The sequence below is a fragment of the Pseudomonas sp. HP_01 genome, assembly GCF_055284355.1.
The window spans coordinates 85,375-103,009 of sequence record NZ_JBTOPV010000013.1; the positions used below are offsets into that span (position 1 = coordinate 85,375).

Sequence of the window (17,635 nt, forward strand, 5' to 3'; positions counted from 1 at the left end):
TTCACGATGATCATGAGCACGGCACAGCAGTTTCCGTTGAGTGAGTCACAAATCGCATTGATAGCCCGGGCGCTGGCGGACAGCCGCCGCTTCCGGATTCTGGTTCAGATCGGCGAAAGCGAAAAGGCGCTGCCCTGCGCCGAGGTGCTGAAGGTCCATCCGGTCAGCGCCGCCACCGTTTCCCACCACACCAAAGAGCTCGAACGCGCTGGCCTGATTGCCACCCTGCGCGAAGGCAAATACGCCAGCTTCATGATCCAGCGCGAGGTGCTCCACGCCTACGCCCGGCAGTTGATGCAGATCTAGCGCGCTCCGCGTGGCCTGAAGGACGCGGAGCGTCCGGGGCGCTGTTACCACGCGGAGCGTGGGAACAATCAACAAAGCACCCGGGTCCGTGTTACTGCGCGGAGCGTGGGAACAATCAACATCTGGGGTAACCAAACCGGCCCCTTCCCGGCTAAAGCCGGTCCCACTAACAGCACCGCATGCCGTCAGTGGGACCGGCTTCAGCCGGGAAGCTTTTGCTTCGCTTCTGATCTGCTTTTGATCTTCATGCGCAGAAAGCTCAGTCACCGCCAATCGCGACTTGGGTGCAGGCTGAACGAAGGTCTCGTGGAGTGGGCCGAGCCGCATGGATGCGGCGAGAGCGCCGTCAGGACATGGATGTCCGTTCGGCGCGGGCCCACGGAGCGAGACCGGAGTGAAGGAACCCTGACGAAGGAAGGGCCAAACCAGGAGCAGGCACTTTTGCTTACTTTTGGTGCTTTTCAAAAGTAAGTCGCCGAAGGCGAAACAGTCTGCCCCCAGGCAGACGCCCTTGATCTGTTTTGATCTCGTACAGCGCCATTGAAAACCACCCTGGCCGCCCCTATCTCTCTGGATGTCCGCAACCGATCCGATTCCGATCGCGAGCCGCGCGCATCCCTGAGGGGCCGGCGCGCCTTTCTTCCCTCCGCCTCCCCGCGAGGCGCACCCGGAGTTCCCCATGTACCCAGACGTTCAACTGTTCATCGACGGTCAATGGCGTGCCAGCGCAGACGGCCGCACCCTCAACGTCATCAACCCGGCCAATGGCGAAACCCTCGGCACCGTGGCCCACGCCGACATCACCGACCTGGACCAGGCGCTGGCAGCGGCCGAGCGCGGCTTCGAAACCTGGCGCAGCACCCCGGCCTACGACCGCTACAAAATCATGCAGAAAGCCGCCAACCTGCTGCGCGACCGCGTCGATCACATTGCCAACATCATGACCCGCGAGCAGGGCAAACCCCTGGCCGAAGCGCGCATGGAAACCCTGTCCGCTGCCGACATCATCGACTGGCTGGCCGAAGAAGGCCGCCGTGCCTATGGCCGCCTCGTGCCATCGCGCAACGTCTCGGTCGAACAGAAAGTCATCAAGGAACCGGTCGGTCCGGTGGCGGCCTTCACGCCGTGGAACTTCCCGATCAACCAAGTGGTGCGCAAGCTGTCCTCGGCGCTGGCGGCCGGCTGCTCGATCATCGTCAAGGCCCCGGAAGAGACCCCGGCGTCGCCAGCCGAACTGGTGCGTGCCTTCGTCGATGCCGGCGTTCCGGCGGGCGTCATCGGCCTCGTTTTCGGCGATCCGGCGCAGATCTCCAGCTACCTGATCGCGCACCCGACCATCAAGAAAGTCACCTTCACCGGCTCGACCCCGGTCGGTAAACAGCTCGCCGCGCTGGCCGGGCAGCACATGAAGCGCGCGACCATGGAACTCGGCGGCCATGCCCCGGCGCTGGTATTCGACGACGCGGATATCGACCTGGCCGCACGCACGCTGGCCGGCACCAAGTTCCGCAACGCCGGGCAGGTCTGCGTGTCACCGACGCGCATTCTGGTCCAGCGTGGTGTGTTCGATGCATTCGTCGAGAAGTTCGTCGGCCACACCCACGAGCTGAAAGTCGGCAACGGGCTGGAGCAGGGCGTGACCATGGGCCCGTTGGCCAACGAGCGACGCATTCCGGCGTTGAGCGCGTTGATCAAGGACGCCAGCGACAAGGGCGCCAAGGTCCACGTCGGCGGTAAAGCCATCGAAGGGCTAGGCTACTTCTTCCAGCCCACCGTCATCAGCGGTCTGACCACTGAGATGCGCATCATGAACGAAGAACCGTTCGGCCCGGTGGCGCTGCTGGTGCCGTTCGACACGGTGGAAGATGCGGTGAAGGAGTCCAACCGGGTGCCGTTCGGCCTGGCGTCCTACGCGTTCACCTCATCGATGAAAACCACCCACATCCTCAGCACCCGCATCGAAGCCGGCATGCTGTCGATCAACCATCAGGGCATCGGTCTGGTTGAAGTGCCGTTTGGCGGCATCAAGGACTCCGGCTACGGGTCCGAAGGCGGCACCGAAGCGATCGAGGCGTACCTGAATACCAAGTTGGTTACGGTATTTAACGTTTAACGGCATGCGGTAACGTTGAAAAAAAGCCCACCCTTTGGTGGGTTTTTTTTTGGGCTGCCGCGGGACGCTTGCGGCTATCCAATTTTTACCGGCGCTGTCGTTCCACAGATTCATCGAACCGGCCGACATCCGAATCAGCCCACCGTCCCGTTGCAAGCAGGTGGCCGGCAATCTCGCCATGCCTGATGAATGGCAGCTCGGTGGCGGGTGAAGACTGTTCCATCAAACCTTCAACTCAATCCATGTCGGTGCATGATCGCTGGCGTGGGGAAGGTCCCTGACCCAGCGATCCACCCCCGCGTTTTTCAGCTTGTGCGCCAGGTCTTTGCTCAACAGCAAGTGGTCAATGCGCAGGCCGGAGTTGGTCTTCCAGTGATTGCGGAAATAATCCCAGAACGTGTAAATGCGCTCGTCCGGGAATTTCGCGCGCAAGGCGTCGGTCCAGCCCTGGTCCAGCAGGCGCTCAAAGCACGCGCGGCTTTCCGGTTGCAGCAAGGCATCCTTCAGCCATGAGCGGGTGTTGTAGATGTCGTCATCGGTGGGGATGACGTTGTAGTCCCCGGCCAGCACCACCGGATGCTCGCTCTTGAACAGCGAGTCGGCGTGTTTGATGAAATGCTCGAACCAGTCCAGCTTGTACTCGAACTTCGGTCCAGGCTGGGGGTTGCCGTTGGGCAGGTACAGGCAGCCGACGATCACGCCCTGAACGGCCGCCTCCAGATAGCGGCTGTGGCTGTCTTTTTCGTTACCCGGCAGACCCCGGCGAATCTCCAGCGGCTCACTGTCCCGGGACAGAATCGCCACGCCGTTCCACGAGGGCTCGCCCTGCCAGATCACCCCGTAGCCGGCATTGCGGATGTCATCGGCGGGGAAGGCCGTGTCGGCGGCCTTCAGTTCCTGCAGGCAGACGATGTCGGGTGCTTCCTTTTCCAGCCACTGCAACAGAATGGGCAAACGTGCGCGGATGCCGTTGATGTTGAACGTGGCGATTTTCAGCGTGGCCATGGCGTCCGCCTCCAGTGAGTGTGAAGCGTTGGAGGTCGCCGGATCGCTGAAGATTCCATCGGCGTGCGCGCCGCTGCCTTTTGCTACGGTCAGCCGGCTTCTCCGATTCAGGCAAACCGGTGCGAGACGCGAATCACCTGCCGGGCGATGTACGCGCCGGTCACAATCACAGCGAACAATCGCAGCGTCTGCATCGCCAACACGAAGCCAACGTCCGAATGGGTATCGATGGCAATGATCGCCATCGCATCAAGGCCGCCGGGGCTGGTGGCCAGGTACACCGAGAGAAAGTCCTTGCCCATGATTTCAGCGATGCCCCAGGCCGACAGCGCGCAGAGCAGAATCAGCACCAGCGCCCCGGCAATCATCGCGGGCAGCCGCCGCCAGACGTAGGCGATGGTCACGCGGTCGAAGCGCAAACCGATGTAACTGCCGATCGCGCCGTAGGCAATCGCCAGCACCCAGGTGGGCAGGGTGATCTGCAGCACGCCGCTCAATTGCAACGCGCCGCCGAGGAGCAAAGGCACCAGCAACGCCCCGGCCGGCAAGCGACTGCCGAGCATCACGCCGACCCCGATCACCAGCAGGCTCAGCCCCAGATTGAGCAGATTCATCCCGTGCAGCAGAGCGTCGGTACTGTGGGCATCGGAACCCCCGGCATCGGCGCCGATCAGCCGACTGACCAGCGCACCAACCATCACCACGCAGACCACTCGCACGTATTGCATGGTGGCAACCACCCGGGAGTCGGCGCCGTAATCTTCGGACATCGCAACCATCGCCGAGGCCGCCCCCGGTGAGGTCCCCCACGCCGCCGTGCTGCTCTGAATGCCACCCCAGCGCGCCATGGCGATGCCGACCACCGCGCTCAACGCGACCGTGAGCAGGGTGGCGAAGACCATCACGTGCCACGACTGCATCGCCGCGAGCAACACGCCGACGGTCATGGAGTGGGCCACCAGCACCCCGACGGTGCCCTGACCCAGGCGGAACACCTGCTTGTTCAAACGGACGCTGGCCCCGGCGACCCCGAAGCCGATTGCCACCAGCATGGGCCCGAGAAACAGTGCGGCGGGGATATGGAAGTATTTGAACAGTTGGCCGGCGCTACCGGCCATGAGGATGAGCAGCAACCATTGGGTGAGCGGGTGCTGGTGGGCGAGGGCGAACGAGGCGGGGCGGGGCAACACGGATCTCCAGAGCATCGGCTTTCCTGATAGGTGTCTTCCAATGACGCCCAGTATCGACAGCGCAATCGATCAAGTCTATTTTCTAATAATCATGAATTGATAACTTTGGTTGATATATGGACCTGCGTGACCTGACCTACTTCGAAACCATCGCCGAGCTCGGTCATCTGGGGCGCGCGGCGGAAAAGCTCAATCGCAGCCAGCCGGCGCTGACCAAAAGCATCCAGCGGCTGGAGGAATCCTTCGGCACCAAGCTGTTCCAGCGCGACGGTCGCAGAATCAAGCTCACGCCCGTCGGCGAGCTGCTCCAGGCGCGGGGCAAGGTGTTGCAGCAAAGCATCGCCCAGACCCAACGCGAGGTGCGCGATTTTGCCAGTGGCGCGGTAGGGGATATCCGTCTGGGCTGTGCGGCGACCATGGCCGAATACCTGCTGCCGGAGCTGACCAGCGCGCTGCTCAAACGCTCGCCGCAGGTGACGCTCAAGCTGGTGATCGGTCAGGACGACATGCTGCGCGAGCAGCTGCGCTCCGGGCACCTGGACATGATCATTTGCGCCCAGCGCGGCGCCGAAGAAGAATTCACCTTTTACCCGATCCTCACCGACGAAGCGGTGGTGATCGCCAGCCGCAATCATCCGATTTTCAAAGCGCCATTCCAGATGCGCGATTTGTGTCGCTATCGCTGGGTGCTGCCGCCGTCCGGGGTGTCTTCGCGCATCTGGGTCGACGACGCCTTCGCCCGCCACGACCTGCCGCTGCCGGACGTGCAGATCGAGTCCAACTCGATTTCCCTGCTGCCGCGACTGATCGCCCAGACCAGCCTGCTGAGTTTCATCGCCCGGGAGACGCTGGAGTTCGGCAAAAACATGCAGGACCTGCGCGAGGTGCAACTGGAACAGACCACGATGACGCGGACCCTTTGCGTCATGCTGCGCCGCGAGGGCTATCTGTCGCCCGCCGCCCACGCCATGGTGCAGATGCTGCGCGATGACGGCGGGTCTTTCCTCAATTTGTCCTGACCTGTGCTTTACCCCGCCGGGTGGGTTAGCCTGCATAACGACATTCACCCACGGAGCGTCAACGATGCAGGTACTGATGCAGGTACAGACAAGCCAGCCGGACACCCATGCAATGGCCTGGTTTGCCCATGAGGGCGAGCATTTTGGCGGCGATCAGTCGCCCCTCAACGATGCCGATTCCGACGAGGACCGCGACCCGGAGGCGGAGCTTGATCTGAGCGACCTGGACCTGGACGGGTTTGCCGACGCTGACAAGCTGGACATCAGTTCGGCGAATCTGGAATAGGCGAGGGCGTTGGCGATCGCTGACCTTGATGACGACACCGCAGATGGATCTGCCGTCAGATAACCTGCAGGGGCGACCGGGTTATGGGTTCAGTCAGCGAGATGCGCAGCCAGCGACTCAATCGCTTCTTCGGCCGTTTCGCTGCTGCTGGCCCAGGTACACGCCAGCATCAAATTGCGCGGCAGGCCGAAATCTTCCACCTGAAACCCCTGCGCGTCGAAGCCCGCCGCGTCATGGGCGATCTGCTCGCGCAACGAGCCATTCGCCGCGAAATACGCCCACACGGGCTTGCCCAGCGCAATGGCCATGCCCACTTCGAAGGCCGTACCTGAATCCGGCTCGGCGCCGCGAAACGGATTGAGATTGGCCAGCACCGCGTCGCAGGCTTTGATCATCTCGATATTGGCGTTGCAAATGACGGCGGCGGCTTCTTCAGGCATCAGTCCTTCCGGCACTTCGTTGTCAAAAGGGTACAACCCCTCGAGACCGTGCTGATCGCAAAGGGCTTTCAACGCGCGGCCGTGATCGATAGCGTCGGCGCGAAACACGTCGAAGCCCGCGAGATAAACGAGGGGTTTGCCGGCGGAAGGCATGGCGATCTCCTTGAAAGTGCGTAGAGGGAGTGTAGCGGGTGCGCAGCGCCCTTTGGTCCGCGCCGTTGATCGGGCCGCCGCCATCCTACAGCAGTCAGGGCTGGAATCTGTACGGATAACCAGTATCCTCACGCTCTCCCGTCAGCCTTTACGTGACCTCGCCGTGAGCCTTTCCCCCCTCGACAATCCGTTTTATTACCTGGAAAACTTCCGCCAGGTGCTGAACTGGATCGCCCAGCGCTACGACGACCTGCTCGACGAAGACGAGCGGCGTTTTATCGACGACTTTGCCCAACTGCCGCAACCTGCACAGGCCTTACTGGTGCGCATGGTCATGCGCAAGGGCACGCTGTTTCGCGCCAGCAAGCTCGATTACGCCGAAATCGGCGATGTCCGACTGGCCGCCGCGCCGCTGCTGGAATCAGGCTGGGTGGACGGCCAGCCCCATCTGGACCTTCACGCGCTGTTCGCGTTGCTGCGCAAGGACGAGCTGGGCCAGTGTTTCAAGGCCCACGGCGTCAAAAGTGCGGAGAAAAAATCCGACCTCTTGCAGCGCCTGCTGCCGATATACGAATCGCCCCAGCGGCTGGAACACTGGTTTGCCGGGTTCGAAGAAGTGATCTTCGCCCTCCAGGTGATGCCGTTGTGCGACCGGCTTCGCTTGTTGTACTTCGGCAACCTGTACCAGGAGTGGTCGGAGTTCGTGCTGGCGGACCTGGGCATCTATCGCTATGAAAAAGTCGAATTTTCCGTCGAATCCCGTGGCATCAACCAGCGCGCCGACATCGACATCTGCCTGCACCTGCACACCTGCCGACAGGCGCTGGACGACGGCATGGCACTGGCCGACCTGGCGCCGCAGGCGCTGGCCGTCGAGACCGATAATCCCTGGCTGGCCATGCGTCGCGCCAAGTTGTTGTTCAAGATCGGTCAGCAGGCCGAACGCGAACAGGACTGGCCGCTGGCATTGAGCGTCTACGCGCAGTCCAGCTACCCCGGCGCCCGTGTGCGCAGGATTCGCGTGCTCGAACGTAGCGAGCAATTCCTCGAAGCCATGACGTTGTTGCTGGAAGCGCAATCGGCGCCGGAAAACGATGAAGAAAACCAACACCTGGTGCGCATCCAGCCGCGTCTCAAGCGCAAGCTGGGCGAGGGCAGCGTGCAGAAGAGGATGAAACGGACGGTCAGCCGGCTCGACCTGAGCGTGCTGCCACTGCCCGATCACAGCGTCGAACGGCTGATTCAGCAGCACCTGGCGGAAGAGGGCAGCGAGGTGCATTACGTCGAAAACGCCCTGGTCAATTCGCTGTTCGGCCTGCTGTGCTGGCGGGCGATCTTTGCGCCGCTGCCGGGGGCGTTTTTCCACCCCTTCCACAGCGCACCGAGCGACCTCTACAGCCCGGACTTCTACCAGCGCCGCGCAACCCTGTTCGACGAATGCCTGGCGCAACTCGACGACCAGCGCTACGAAGCGGTGATTCGCGACACCTACGCCAGCAAATTCGGCCTGCAATCGCCTTTCGTTTTCTGGGGCACCCTGACCCCGGAACTGCTGGATCAAGCGCTCCACTGCCTGCCGGCGCAACATCTCAAACGCTGGTTCCGACGCCTGCTGCAAGACATCAAAGCCAACCGAACCGGCATGCCCGACCTCATCCAGTTCTACCCCGAACAACGCCGCTACCGAATGATCGAAGTCAAAGGCCCCGGCGATCGCCTGCAAGACAACCAACTGCGCTGGATCGACTTCTGCGCCGAACACGAAATGCCGGTGGTGGTGTGCTACGTGAAATGGGCGGAACAAGACCTGTTGGCGACGGGGTGACACCGGTTTCCCCGACCCGTACATCCGCAACATTGCCAGCGCCCACACTGGCCTCTTCCCGGCTAAAGCCGGTCCCACTAAAAGCATCGCGTATACCCCCGGGGTCCGGCGTCAGCCGGAATGGACGCGGAGCGTCAGGGGATGCATTCCCACGCAGAGCGTGGGAACGATCAAGATCAGGTTGAGGGATAAGGATTGTGCTGTTGATGTTGATCTTCCACCGAGAAAGTTCAGACGCCGCCAATCGCGACTTGGGTGCAGGCTGAACGCAGGTCTCGCGGAGTGGGCCGAGCCGCATGGATGCGGCGAGAGCTGCCCCCCGCCATGGATGGCGGATGGCAGCGGGCCCACGGAGCGTCGTCGGAGTGAGGGTACCCTGACGAAGGAAGGGCCCAACCAGGAGCAAGCACCCTTGGTTACTTGGGGTGCTTTTCCAAGTAACTCGCCGAAGGCGAAATCGAGGCCGTTAGGCCGACGCTCTTGATCTTCATACCCCGGGGACAGATTAATTTACGGTGAAGCGCTGTAAATAAATCAGTCCCCTCATCGTGAGTCCCCTCATCGCTTGGCCTTCTTAGCCACCATCGGCAACGGCGCAAACAACGCCGCAATATCCTCATCCTGCAACTTCCAGTCCCCGGCCTTGCGCCCATCCAGCACACCCGCCGCCAGCGCCGCCTTCTCCTGCTGCAAATGCTGAATCTTCTCCTCCACCGTCCCCCGCGCAATCATCTTGTAAACGAACACCGGCTTATCCTGACCAATCCGATACGCCCGATCCGTCGCCTGATTCTCCGCCGCCGGGTTCCACCACGGATCGTAGTGAATCACCGTATCGGCCGCCGTCAGATTCAACCCCGTGCCGCCGGCCTTCAGACTGATCAGAAAAATCGAATGCTTGCCGCTCTGAAAATCCTGCACCGGCACCCGCCGATCCTTGGTCTTCCCGGTCAGCAGCGAATACGCGATCCCGCGCTGCTTCAACTCCGCCTCGATCAACTCCAGCATCGACGTGAACTGCGAGAACAACAGAATTTTGCGATTCTCCGCAAACAACTCCTCCAGCATCTCCATCAGACTGTCGAGCTTGGCCGAACTCGACTGCCGCGGATTGACCGGCGCACTGTTCACCAGCCGCAGATCACAGCAAACCTGACGCAGCTTGAGCAACGCTTCAAGAATGATGATCTGACTGCGCCCCACGCCTTTGCGGGTGATCTCGTCGCGCACCTTCTTGTCCATCGCCAGACGCATGGTCTCGTACACATCGCGCTGAGTGTCGTTGAGTTCGACCCAATGGACGATCTCGGTCTTCGGCGGCAGCTCGGTGGCCACCTGTTCCTTGGTCCGGCGCAGCAGGAACGGCTTGATCCGCGCGTTGAGGTGCTCCAGGCGCTGCTCGTTGCCGAACTTCTCGATCGGCGTGCGGTAATTGCTGTTGAACTGCTTGGCATCCCCCAGCCAGCCGGGCATCAGGAAATGGAACAGCGACCACAGCTCGCCCAGGTGGTTTTCCAGTGGCGTGCCGCTCAGGCACAGACGCTGGCGGGCATTCAACTGACGCGCGGCCTGCGCCGCTTTGCTGTTGGGGTTCTTGATGTATTGCGCTTCATCGAGCACCAGCACATGCAGCAGTTGCTGGCTGAGCACCTCGACATCACGGGGCAGCAGGGCGTAGGTGGTCAGGATCAGGTCGTAATCCTGCAGGCGCTTGAAATCCTGATGCCGCTGGGTGCCAAACAACGCCAGCACCTTCAGTTGCGGCGTGAAGTGCTTCGCCTCATCCACCCAGTTGGGGATCAGGCTGGTGGGCATCACCACCAGCGCCGGCCGGTCGAGACGCCCGGCCTGTTTCTCCAGCAGCAGGTGCGCCAGGGTTTGCAGGGTCTTGCCCAGGCCCATGTCATCGGCGAGCACGCCGCCGACCTCCAGCTCGCGCAACGCTTGCATCCAGCTCAGGCCTTCCAGCTGATAAGGCCGCAACGTCGCATTCAGGCCTACCGGCACCTCGCCGCGCACATCCTTGATGTTCACCAGTCGTTCGGAGAACTGCCGCAGCCGGTCGCCGCCCTGCCACACCAGCGGCAGGTCATCCAGCTGCCGCAGCCGTGCAGCATCGGCGGTGTTCAGGCGAATGGCGTTGTTGCCGTCCTCGCGCCAGTAGAAATCGCCCAGGGTCGCCAGCACCGGTTTCAGCCGCCCATAAGGCAGCGCCACCTGAATCGGCACGCCGCCGCGCTGGGTGAAATGGTTGAGCTGAACCAGCAACTGCTCGTCGTCCCGACGCTTGGCGATGCCGCTGGCGGTCATCAACTCCGGGTGCGTACGCAGCAGGTTGATCAGGATCGGCAGCAGGCTCAGCCGCTCGCCGTTGACGATGATCCCCAACTCCAGATCGAACCAGTCGCGCTCCGGCTCGTCGTCGACCACGGCATACCAGTCGTCCACCGGCGTGACGTCGAAGCCAAAGTCTTCGCTCATTTCGATCTGCCAGCCTTCGGCGCGCAGCCGGGGCAACTCGTCGAGAATGAAGCTCAGCCAGGCCTTGTCGGTGGCCAGTTCGAACATCTCGCCGGCACTGTCCGGCAGCGCCTTGCTCTGCCGGGTGGCGATGCGAAAACCCAGTTCCTGCAGCTGCTTGCGGTACTCGCCTTCACGCTCCGGATGGCGGCGCGTGCGCAATATTTCGTCCGGCAGGTGCCAGAGGATGTCGCCGCCACGGCCGGGAGCGGGCACGCCCGACACGTAGGATTCGCGGTAGCGAAACGCCAGGGCCGCGCGGTGCTGGATGTGCCGCTGCATCTTGCCGTTGCGCGGCTCGTAGGCGCTGTATTCGAAGCTGGCGAGTATCAGCCGTGGCTCGGGCTTGATGTTCTTTTCCAGGCGCTCGGGCAACTTGGGTTTTTGCTCGACGACTTTCGGCCTGCGGGCAACCGATTCGCCGTCGACCGCGGCGAGAATGCCGGGGCTGTTGTCCGGGTCCTGCAAAAAGAACAGCGCCGCCGCACAGTGCTTGCAGTTGTTTCTGACCGGGCAGGTGCATTTGCCGACAATGAAGTTGCGCGTGCGCTCCGGGTCCTTGAACAACAGCGTCTGGGTGTAGATCTCCAGGCTTGAGCCCCGGCAAACCGTGCGCACGACATCTCCGCTCAAGTGTTCGAGCATCACGCGCTGCTGCCGCGCGTACTCCAGACCGCGCTCGACGGATTGCGTTTTAAATAGCGGTTCCCACGGCAGGGCGAGGGCTTTTTCCAGGTTGGACGCCACGTCTAGGCCTGCGTCAACGGGGTGGCTGGACGGGAGAAACCTTGATCAGCATGGCGAGGCTTCCGTTGTCCATGTAAGTAAGTTCTCCGTTTCTGACCCGGGTCGCCTGACGCATGCGCTCGCTGGTCACCAGCACGCCGTGGCTGTCCAGCTGGTTGACCCAGAAGTTCGCGTCGATGTCGGTAAAGCGCGCCAGCCCCAGGCTCACCGTGCCCTCGATGGGGAAGTGGCCGAACTGCTCCTGGCCGTCACTGATCGCCACCTTGCTCGGTGTGGCGCTGAGGTCCTGTTGCCAGGCTTTGTGCAGCAGCACTTTATAGCCGTCGCTTGATTCGAGCTTGTTCGCCAGACCGTCCAGCGCTGTCGGCGTCTGGCTGTCCGCGCCCAGCTGTTGCGCCCCGGCGGCCCAGTCTTCCGGAGCGGGTTGATTGGTCGCCGCCGGCTCGCCGTTCTGGCGGAAAAGGATCAGTTCTACCTGATAGGCGCCATCGGCGAAGGCCGCTGGCGCGAACAGCACCAGCAGCAAGGTGAAGGAGCGGATCAAACCCATGGTGAATCCTTAAGCCGATTTTTTGGAAGGCGGTGGGGTCAAGCGCTCGAACAGCGCCTCCAGCGTGGCGAAGCGTTCCTCGGGGCGCTCCATCGGCACCATGAATTTGAACAGCGTGGCGCCTTCGAACTTGTAGCGTTTGGGCTGGCTCTGGATCAGCTTGATCAGCGTCAGTGGGTCAACCGGGGTCTCCGCCGCGAATTCGATGCGTCCACCCTGGGGGCCGGCGTCGACTTTCTTGATGCCCAGTTGCTCGGCCTTCAGCTTCAGCGAAGTCAGGCGCACCAGATTCTTGGTGGGCTCGGGCAACAGACCGAAGCGATCGATCATTTCGACCTGCAGGTCCTTCAGACCCTCTTCGTCGGCGGCGTTGGCGATGCGCTTGTACAGAATCAGGCGCGTATGAACGTCCGGCAGATAGGCTTCCGGAATCAATCCCGGCACCCGCAGATTGACCTCGGGACCCCCACCCAGCGGCTGGTCGAGGTTAGGCTGCTCGCCCTTGCGGATCGACTTCACCGCGCGTTCGAGCATTTCCATGTACAGGGTGAAACCCACCGCCTGGATCTGCCCGCTCTGGCCATCGCCGAGCAGCTCGCCGGCGCCACGGATTTCGAGGTCATTGGTGGCGAGCACGAAGCCCGCACCGAGGTCCTGGGTGTTGGCGATCGCCTCCAGACGCTTCTCGGCATCGGGGGTAATCTGCTTGCGTGGCGGCGTCAGCAGGTAGGCGTAGGCCTGGTGGTGACTGCGCCCGACCCGGCCGCGCAACTGGTGCAGCTGGGCCAGACCGAATTTGTCGGCGCGCTCGATGATGATGGTGTTGGCGCTCGGCACGTCGATGCCGGTCTCGATGATGGTCGAGGCGATCAGCACGTTGAAGCGCTTGTGGTAGAAGTCGCTCATCACCTGTTCGAGATCACGTTCGTGCATCTGTCCGTGGCCGATGCCGATGCGCGCTTCCGGCACCAGTTCGGCCAGGTCCGCCGCGCATTTCTCGATGGTCTTCACATCGTTGTGCAGGTAGTACACCTGACCGCCGCGCAGCAATTCACGCAGCAACGCCTCTTTGACCGTCGGCTTGTTCTGCTCCATGACGAAGGTGCGTACCGACAGACGACGGGCTGGCGGCGTGGCGATGATCGACAAGTCACGCATGCCCGCCACGGCCATGTTCAGGGTCCGCGGGATCGGCGTCGCGGTGAGGGTCAGGATGTCGACCTCGCTGCGCAGGGCCTTGAGCTGTTCCTTCTGACGCACACCGAAGCGGTGCTCTTCGTCGATGATCACCAGCCCCAGGTTTTTGATCTTGACGTCGTCCTGCAGCAACTTGTGGGTGCCGATGACGATGTCGATCTTGCCCTCGGCCAGATCGGCCACGGCGGCGTTGATCTCTTTTGCCGATTTGAAGCGGCTCATCACCTCAACCGTCACCGGCCAGTCAGCGAAGCGGTCGCGGAAACTGTTGTAGTGCTGCTGAGCGAGGAGGGTGGTCGGCACCAGAATCGCCACTTGGCGACCGCCGTGTACAGCGATGAATGCCGCGCGCATGGCCACTTCGGTCTTGCCGAAACCGACGTCGCCACAGACCAGACGGTCCATGGGCTTGGGCGCGAGCATGTCGGCGCGCACGGCTTCGATGGTGGTCTGCTGGTCCGGGGTTTCTTCGAACGGGAAGCCGGCGCTGAAGGTGTCGTAGTCCAGTTTCGGATCGGCGAAGGCATACCCTTCGCGGGCCGCGCGGCGGGCATAGATGTCGAGCAGCTCGGCGGCCACATCGCGCACCTGTTCGGCAGCCTTGCGCTTGGCTTTCTGCCAGGCTTCGGAACCCAGACGGTGCAGAGGCGCGAGCTCGTCATCGCTGCCAGTGTAGCGGGCGATCAGGTGCAGGTTGGCCACTGGCACGTAGAGCTTGGCCTCTTCGGCGTAGGCCAGCATGAGGAACTCGGCGACCTGATTCTCGACCTCCAGCGTCGCCAGCCCCAGATAACGCCCGACCCCGTGGTCGATGTGCACCACCGGCGCGCCTTCACGCAGCTCGGCCAGGTTCTTGATCACGGCGTCGCTGGCGTGGCTGTCGGCGCGCTTGTCGCGGCGACGACGCTGCATGACCCGCTGACCGAACAGCGGGCTTTCCGCCACCAGCGCCAACGTCGGATCTTCCAGCACCAGGCCTTCATCCAGCGGCGCGATGGTGATCGCCAGGCGCTCCTTGCTGTCGACGAACTCTTGCCAGCTGTCCAGGGTTTTCGGGCGCAGCTTCAGGCGTTCGAGCAGTTCCAGCAGCACTTCGCGGCGACCGGCCGACTCAGCAGTAAACAGCACGCGTCCGGGAAACTTGCCGAGGAACTTCGACAGCGCCGCCAGCGGCTGGCTCGCTTTGGATTCGATGGCCAGATCCGGCAGCACCTGAGCCGGGAACCGCTCACGGCCAACGCCGCTTTCGACGTCGTCCTGGCTGGCAACCACGCGGGGCCAGTTCTTCAGGCGGGCGAAACAGTCGTCGACCGGCAGGAACAGCTCGGCCGGTGGCAGCAGCGGGCGCTCCGGGTCGACACGGCGTTCTTCGTAGCGATTGCGCACGTCCTTCCAGAATGTCTCGGCCGCCGCTTCGATCCCTGGCATCGAGAACACCTGGGTGTCCTGGGGCAGGTAGTCGAACAGCGTCGAGGTTTCTTCGAAGAACAACGGAATGTAGTACTCGATCCCGGCCGGCGTGATGCCGCTGTTCAAGTCCTGGAAAATCGGGCTGCGGCGGAAGTCGACATCGAAGCGTTCGCGGAAGCGCGCCTTGAAGCGCGTCACCGCTTCCTTCTGCAGCGGGAATTCCTTCGCCGGCAACAGACGCACCGAATCGACCTTGTCGATGGAGCGCTGGGTTTCCGGCTCGAAGGTGCGCAGGGTTTCGATCTCGTCATCGAACAGGTCGATGCGGTAAGGCAGTTTGCTGCCCATCGGGAACAGGTCGATCAGCGCGCCACGTACGGTGAACTCGCCATGCTCATACACCGTGTCGACATAGCGATAGCCGCTGGCTTCAAGGCGGGTGCGCATGGCGTCGACGTCGAGCTTCTGGCCGACGTCGAGGACCAGGCTGCTGCCCAGCAGGAAACTGGTCGGCGCCAGACGGTGCAGGGCGGTGGTGATCGGCACCACCAGCACGCCGTGCACCAGCTCCGGCAGCCGGTAAAGGCTGGCAATGCGCTGGGAGATAATGTCCTGATGGGGCGAGAACAGATCGTAGGGCAGGGTTTCCCAATCGGGGAAATGCAAGACCGGGAGATCAGGGGCAAAAAACTTCAGTTCCTGTTCCAGTCGCTCGGCGCTCTGGCTGTCTGCGGTAAGCAGCAGGGTGAAGCGTTTCGCGGCGCTGGCAGCCTCGGCGATGGCGAGACTCAGGGCGGCACCGGGGAGGTTACCCCAATGTTGTTTGCCTGCTGCAGCAGGCAGAATCGGAAGGCGCAGAACGGGCACGGAAGTTAAAGCTCCAGGCGTTGCGGCAAAGCCGGGGAGTGTAACTAATCCGCAGAGACGCTGTCAGTTTTGTGCGCCGGAAATTATGTAGTGCTCCAGGTCGTGAAAAGTCTGGATTGCTCATAAACAAAGGCCTGTGCATAATGTAGTCCCTTTTTTCAGCCCCTACATGTGGAAGGTTCCCGTGACTCAGAAGCCCGACCAGTGTCTTGGTGAATGGATCGATCGTGAAGCCCTCGCCGAGGCGATGATCCCGCTTATCGGTCAGCTCTACCGCAATAATAATGTGGTGAGTTCGATCTATGGCCGCAGCCTGATCAACCGTTCAGTCATCGCGATTCTCAAAGCACACCGCTTTGCGCGTCACCGCCAGGCTGACGCCAGCGAGTTGTCCGTACACGAGACGTTCCCCCTCGTCAAAGCCATGAGCGAGCTCAAACTGGGCGCCGCTTCGGTGGACCTGGGCAAGCTGGCCGTTAAGTTCAAGGCCGAAGGCAATGGCCGCACCGCCGAAGAGTTCGTCCGCGAAGAAATGGCCGAAGTCATCGGCCAGCAGAACTCCGGCGAGCGCAAGGGCACTGACGTCGTACTGTATGGCTTCGGTCGCATCGGTCGTCTGCTGGCGCGCATCCTGATCGAAAAAACCGGTGGCGGCGACGGCCTGCGTCTGCGCGCCATCGTGGTCCGCAAAGGCGCTGAAAACGATCTGGTCAAGCGCGCGAGCCTGTTGCGCCGTGACTCGGTCCACGGTCCTTTCGACGGCACCATCACCATCGATGAAGCCAACAACACCATTTGCGCCAACGGCAACCTGATTCAGGTGATCTACGCCAAGAACCCGGCCGAAGTGGATTACACCCAGTACGGTATCAAGGACGCGCTGCTGGTCGACAACACCGGTGTGTGGCGTGATGCCGAGGGCCTGGGCCAGCACCTGCAATGCCCAGGCATCGACCGCGTGGTTCTGACCGCGCCGGGCAAGGGCAAACTGAAGAACATCGTTCACGGCATCAACCATCAGCAGATCACCGCTGATGACAAGATCATCTCGGCGGCGTCCTGCACCACCAACGCCATCGTGCCGGTGCTCAAGGCGGTCAATGACAAGTTCGGCATCGTCAATGGTCACGTTGAAACGGTTCACTCGTACACCAACGACCAGAACCTGATCGACAACTTCCACAAGGGCGATCGCCGTGGCCGCAGCGCCGCGCTGAACATGGTCATCACCGAAACCGGCGCGGCCACTGCAGCGGCGAAGGCATTGCCCGAGCTGGCCGGCAAGCTGACCGGTAACGCGATCCGCGTTCCAACGCCAAACGTGTCCATGGCCATCCTCAACCTGAATCTGGGTACTGCGACCACCCGCGAAGAGATGAACGAATACCTGCGCCACACTGCGCTGTATTCGGATCTGCACAAACAGATCGACTTCGTGAACTCTCTGGAAGTAGTCTCCACCGACTTCGTTGGCTCGCGTTACGCCGGCGTGGTGGATGCCGAAGCGACCATCGCCATGGACAACCGCGTTGTGTTGTACGTCTGGTACGACAACGAATTCGGTTACAGCTGCCAGGTGGTTCGCGTGATGGAAGAAATGACCGGTGTCAACCCGCCAGCCTTCCCGAAGTAGGTTGAAAGCAGCGGCAAGCGGTACGCCGCAAGCCGCAAGCTGAACCGCGAAGCAAAAAGAAACGCCCCGACTGGTTCGGGGCGTTTTTGTTGGTCTTTCTGCCAGGCGTAAGACCTGGCAATGGGCGGTCATCCTGTGGGAGCCGGCTTGCTGGCGAGGGCGGAGTGTCATCCACTATTGCTCGCGCTGCCCCGACGCATTCGCCAGCAAGCCGGCTCCTACAGGTCCTGACCTGACGCGGCTTCCGGATTCAGCACCGATCACCTGTAGGAGCGGGGGGGGGGGGGGGGGGGGGGGGGGGGGGGGGGGGGGGGGGGGGGGGGGTGGGGGGGGCGCGGGCGACCCACCGCCCGGCGCCCGGGGGGCGGGAGGGG

Annotated in this window: 11 protein-coding genes and 2 pseudogenes; 6 read left to right on the forward strand and 7 right to left on the reverse strand. The window is 62.4% G+C overall.

Annotated features, from left to right (window positions below):
- Positions 1-12 precede the first annotated feature (12 nt).
- Positions 13-306, forward strand: coding sequence for a winged helix-turn-helix domain-containing protein (locus ACYAR8_RS10515; protein WP_108119821.1), 294 nt, complete (start codon positions 13-15; stop codon positions 304-306).
- Between the two features lie 679 nt (positions 307-985).
- Positions 986-2,419, forward strand: coding sequence for an NAD-dependent succinate-semialdehyde dehydrogenase (locus tag ACYAR8_RS10520; protein ID WP_463579824.1), 1,434 nt, complete (start codon positions 986-988; stop codon positions 2,417-2,419).
- Positions 2,420-2,641: 222 nt separating this feature from the next.
- Here the strand turns inward: ACYAR8_RS10520 and ACYAR8_RS10525 are convergent, their stop codons facing one another.
- On the reverse strand, positions 2,642-3,424 hold the full coding sequence (locus tag ACYAR8_RS10525; protein ID WP_074885228.1) for an exodeoxyribonuclease III: 783 nt from the start codon (positions 3,422-3,424) through the stop codon (positions 2,642-2,644).
- A gap of 107 nt (positions 3,425-3,531) precedes the next feature.
- Positions 3,532-4,629, reverse strand: a complete 1,098-nt coding sequence (locus ACYAR8_RS10530) for an AbrB family transcriptional regulator (protein WP_463579825.1) — start codon at positions 4,627-4,629, stop codon at positions 3,532-3,534.
- Positions 4,630-4,730: 101 nt separating this feature from the next.
- Between ACYAR8_RS10530 and ACYAR8_RS10535 the strand changes: the two genes are divergently transcribed.
- Positions 4,731-5,633, forward strand: coding sequence for a LysR substrate-binding domain-containing protein (locus ACYAR8_RS10535; protein WP_074885221.1), 903 nt, complete (start codon positions 4,731-4,733; stop codon positions 5,631-5,633).
- 64 nt (positions 5,634-5,697) lie between these two features.
- Entirely contained in the window at positions 5,698-5,919 is a 222-nt protein-coding gene (locus ACYAR8_RS10540; protein WP_463579826.1) for a hypothetical protein, read from the forward strand.
- A gap of 89 nt (positions 5,920-6,008) precedes the next feature.
- On the opposite strand, the gene ACYAR8_RS10545 is transcribed toward ACYAR8_RS10540, so the two are convergent.
- Positions 6,009-6,512 (reverse strand): nucleoside 2-deoxyribosyltransferase, encoded by a 504-nt coding sequence (locus ACYAR8_RS10545; protein ID WP_463579827.1) that lies wholly within the window; start codon positions 6,510-6,512, stop codon positions 6,009-6,011.
- A 163-nt stretch (positions 6,513-6,675) separates the two neighbouring features.
- Between ACYAR8_RS10545 and ACYAR8_RS10550 the strand changes: the two genes are divergently transcribed.
- On the forward strand, positions 6,676-8,337 hold the full coding sequence (locus tag ACYAR8_RS10550) for a VRR-NUC domain-containing protein (RefSeq protein ID WP_463579828.1): 1,662 nt from the start codon (positions 6,676-6,678) through the stop codon (positions 8,335-8,337).
- Positions 8,338-8,895: 558 nt separating this feature from the next.
- On the opposite strand, the pseudogene ACYAR8_RS10555 reads toward ACYAR8_RS10550, so the two are convergent.
- The 4 genes and pseudogenes from ACYAR8_RS10555 to mfd form a co-directional block, all read right to left on the reverse strand.
- Positions 8,896-11,028: pseudogene (locus ACYAR8_RS10555) on the reverse strand (DEAD/DEAH box helicase); the annotation flags it as partial.
- 62 nt (positions 11,029-11,090) lie between these two features.
- A pseudogene (locus tag ACYAR8_RS10560) lies at positions 11,091-11,604 on the reverse strand (SWIM zinc finger family protein); the annotation flags it as partial.
- Positions 11,605-11,617: 13 nt separating this feature from the next.
- Positions 11,618-12,154: a peptidoglycan binding protein CsiV gene (locus ACYAR8_RS10565; protein WP_463579829.1), complete on the reverse strand. Its 537-nt coding sequence runs from the start codon at positions 12,152-12,154 to the stop codon at positions 11,618-11,620.
- 9 nt (positions 12,155-12,163) lie between these two features.
- Positions 12,164-15,628 carry a transcription-repair coupling factor gene (gene mfd / locus ACYAR8_RS10570; protein WP_463579830.1) on the reverse strand — a complete coding sequence of 1,155 codons (3,465 nt, stop codon included), beginning with the start codon at positions 15,626-15,628 and terminating at the stop codon, positions 12,164-12,166.
- A gap of 169 nt (positions 15,629-15,797) precedes the next feature.
- Here mfd and ACYAR8_RS10575 point away from each other — a divergent pair, with 169 nt between their 5' ends.
- Positions 15,798-17,261, forward strand: coding sequence for a glyceraldehyde-3-phosphate dehydrogenase (locus ACYAR8_RS10575; RefSeq protein WP_463579831.1), 1,464 nt, complete (start codon positions 15,798-15,800; stop codon positions 17,259-17,261).
- Positions 17,262-17,635 lie beyond the last annotated feature (374 nt).

Excerpts from the sequence above, each read along its gene's own strand:
- ACYAR8_RS10515 (WP_108119821.1), top strand. The coding sequence starts at position 13 with ATGAGCACGGCACAGCAGTTTCCGTTGAGTGAGTCACAAATCGCATTG.
- ACYAR8_RS10520 (WP_463579824.1), top strand. The coding sequence starts at position 986 with ATGTACCCAGACGTTCAACTGTTCATCGACGGTCAATGGCGTGCCAGC.
- ACYAR8_RS10525 (WP_074885228.1), bottom strand. The coding sequence starts at position 3,424 with ATGGCCACGCTGAAAATCGCCACGTTCAACATCAACGGCATCCGCGCA.
- ACYAR8_RS10530 (WP_463579825.1), bottom strand. The coding sequence starts at position 4,629 with ATGCTCTGGAGATCCGTGTTGCCCCGCCCCGCCTCGTTCGCCCTCGCC.
- ACYAR8_RS10535 (WP_074885221.1), top strand. The coding sequence starts at position 4,731 with ATGGACCTGCGTGACCTGACCTACTTCGAAACCATCGCCGAGCTCGGT.
- ACYAR8_RS10540 (WP_463579826.1), top strand. The coding sequence starts at position 5,698 with ATGCAGGTACTGATGCAGGTACAGACAAGCCAGCCGGACACCCATGCA.
- ACYAR8_RS10545 (WP_463579827.1), bottom strand. The coding sequence starts at position 6,512 with ATGCCTTCCGCCGGCAAACCCCTCGTTTATCTCGCGGGCTTCGACGTG.
- ACYAR8_RS10565 (WP_463579829.1), bottom strand. The coding sequence starts at position 12,154 with ATGGGTTTGATCCGCTCCTTCACCTTGCTGCTGGTGCTGTTCGCGCCA.
- ACYAR8_RS10575 (WP_463579831.1), top strand. The coding sequence starts at position 15,798 with ATGTGGAAGGTTCCCGTGACTCAGAAGCCCGACCAGTGTCTTGGTGAA.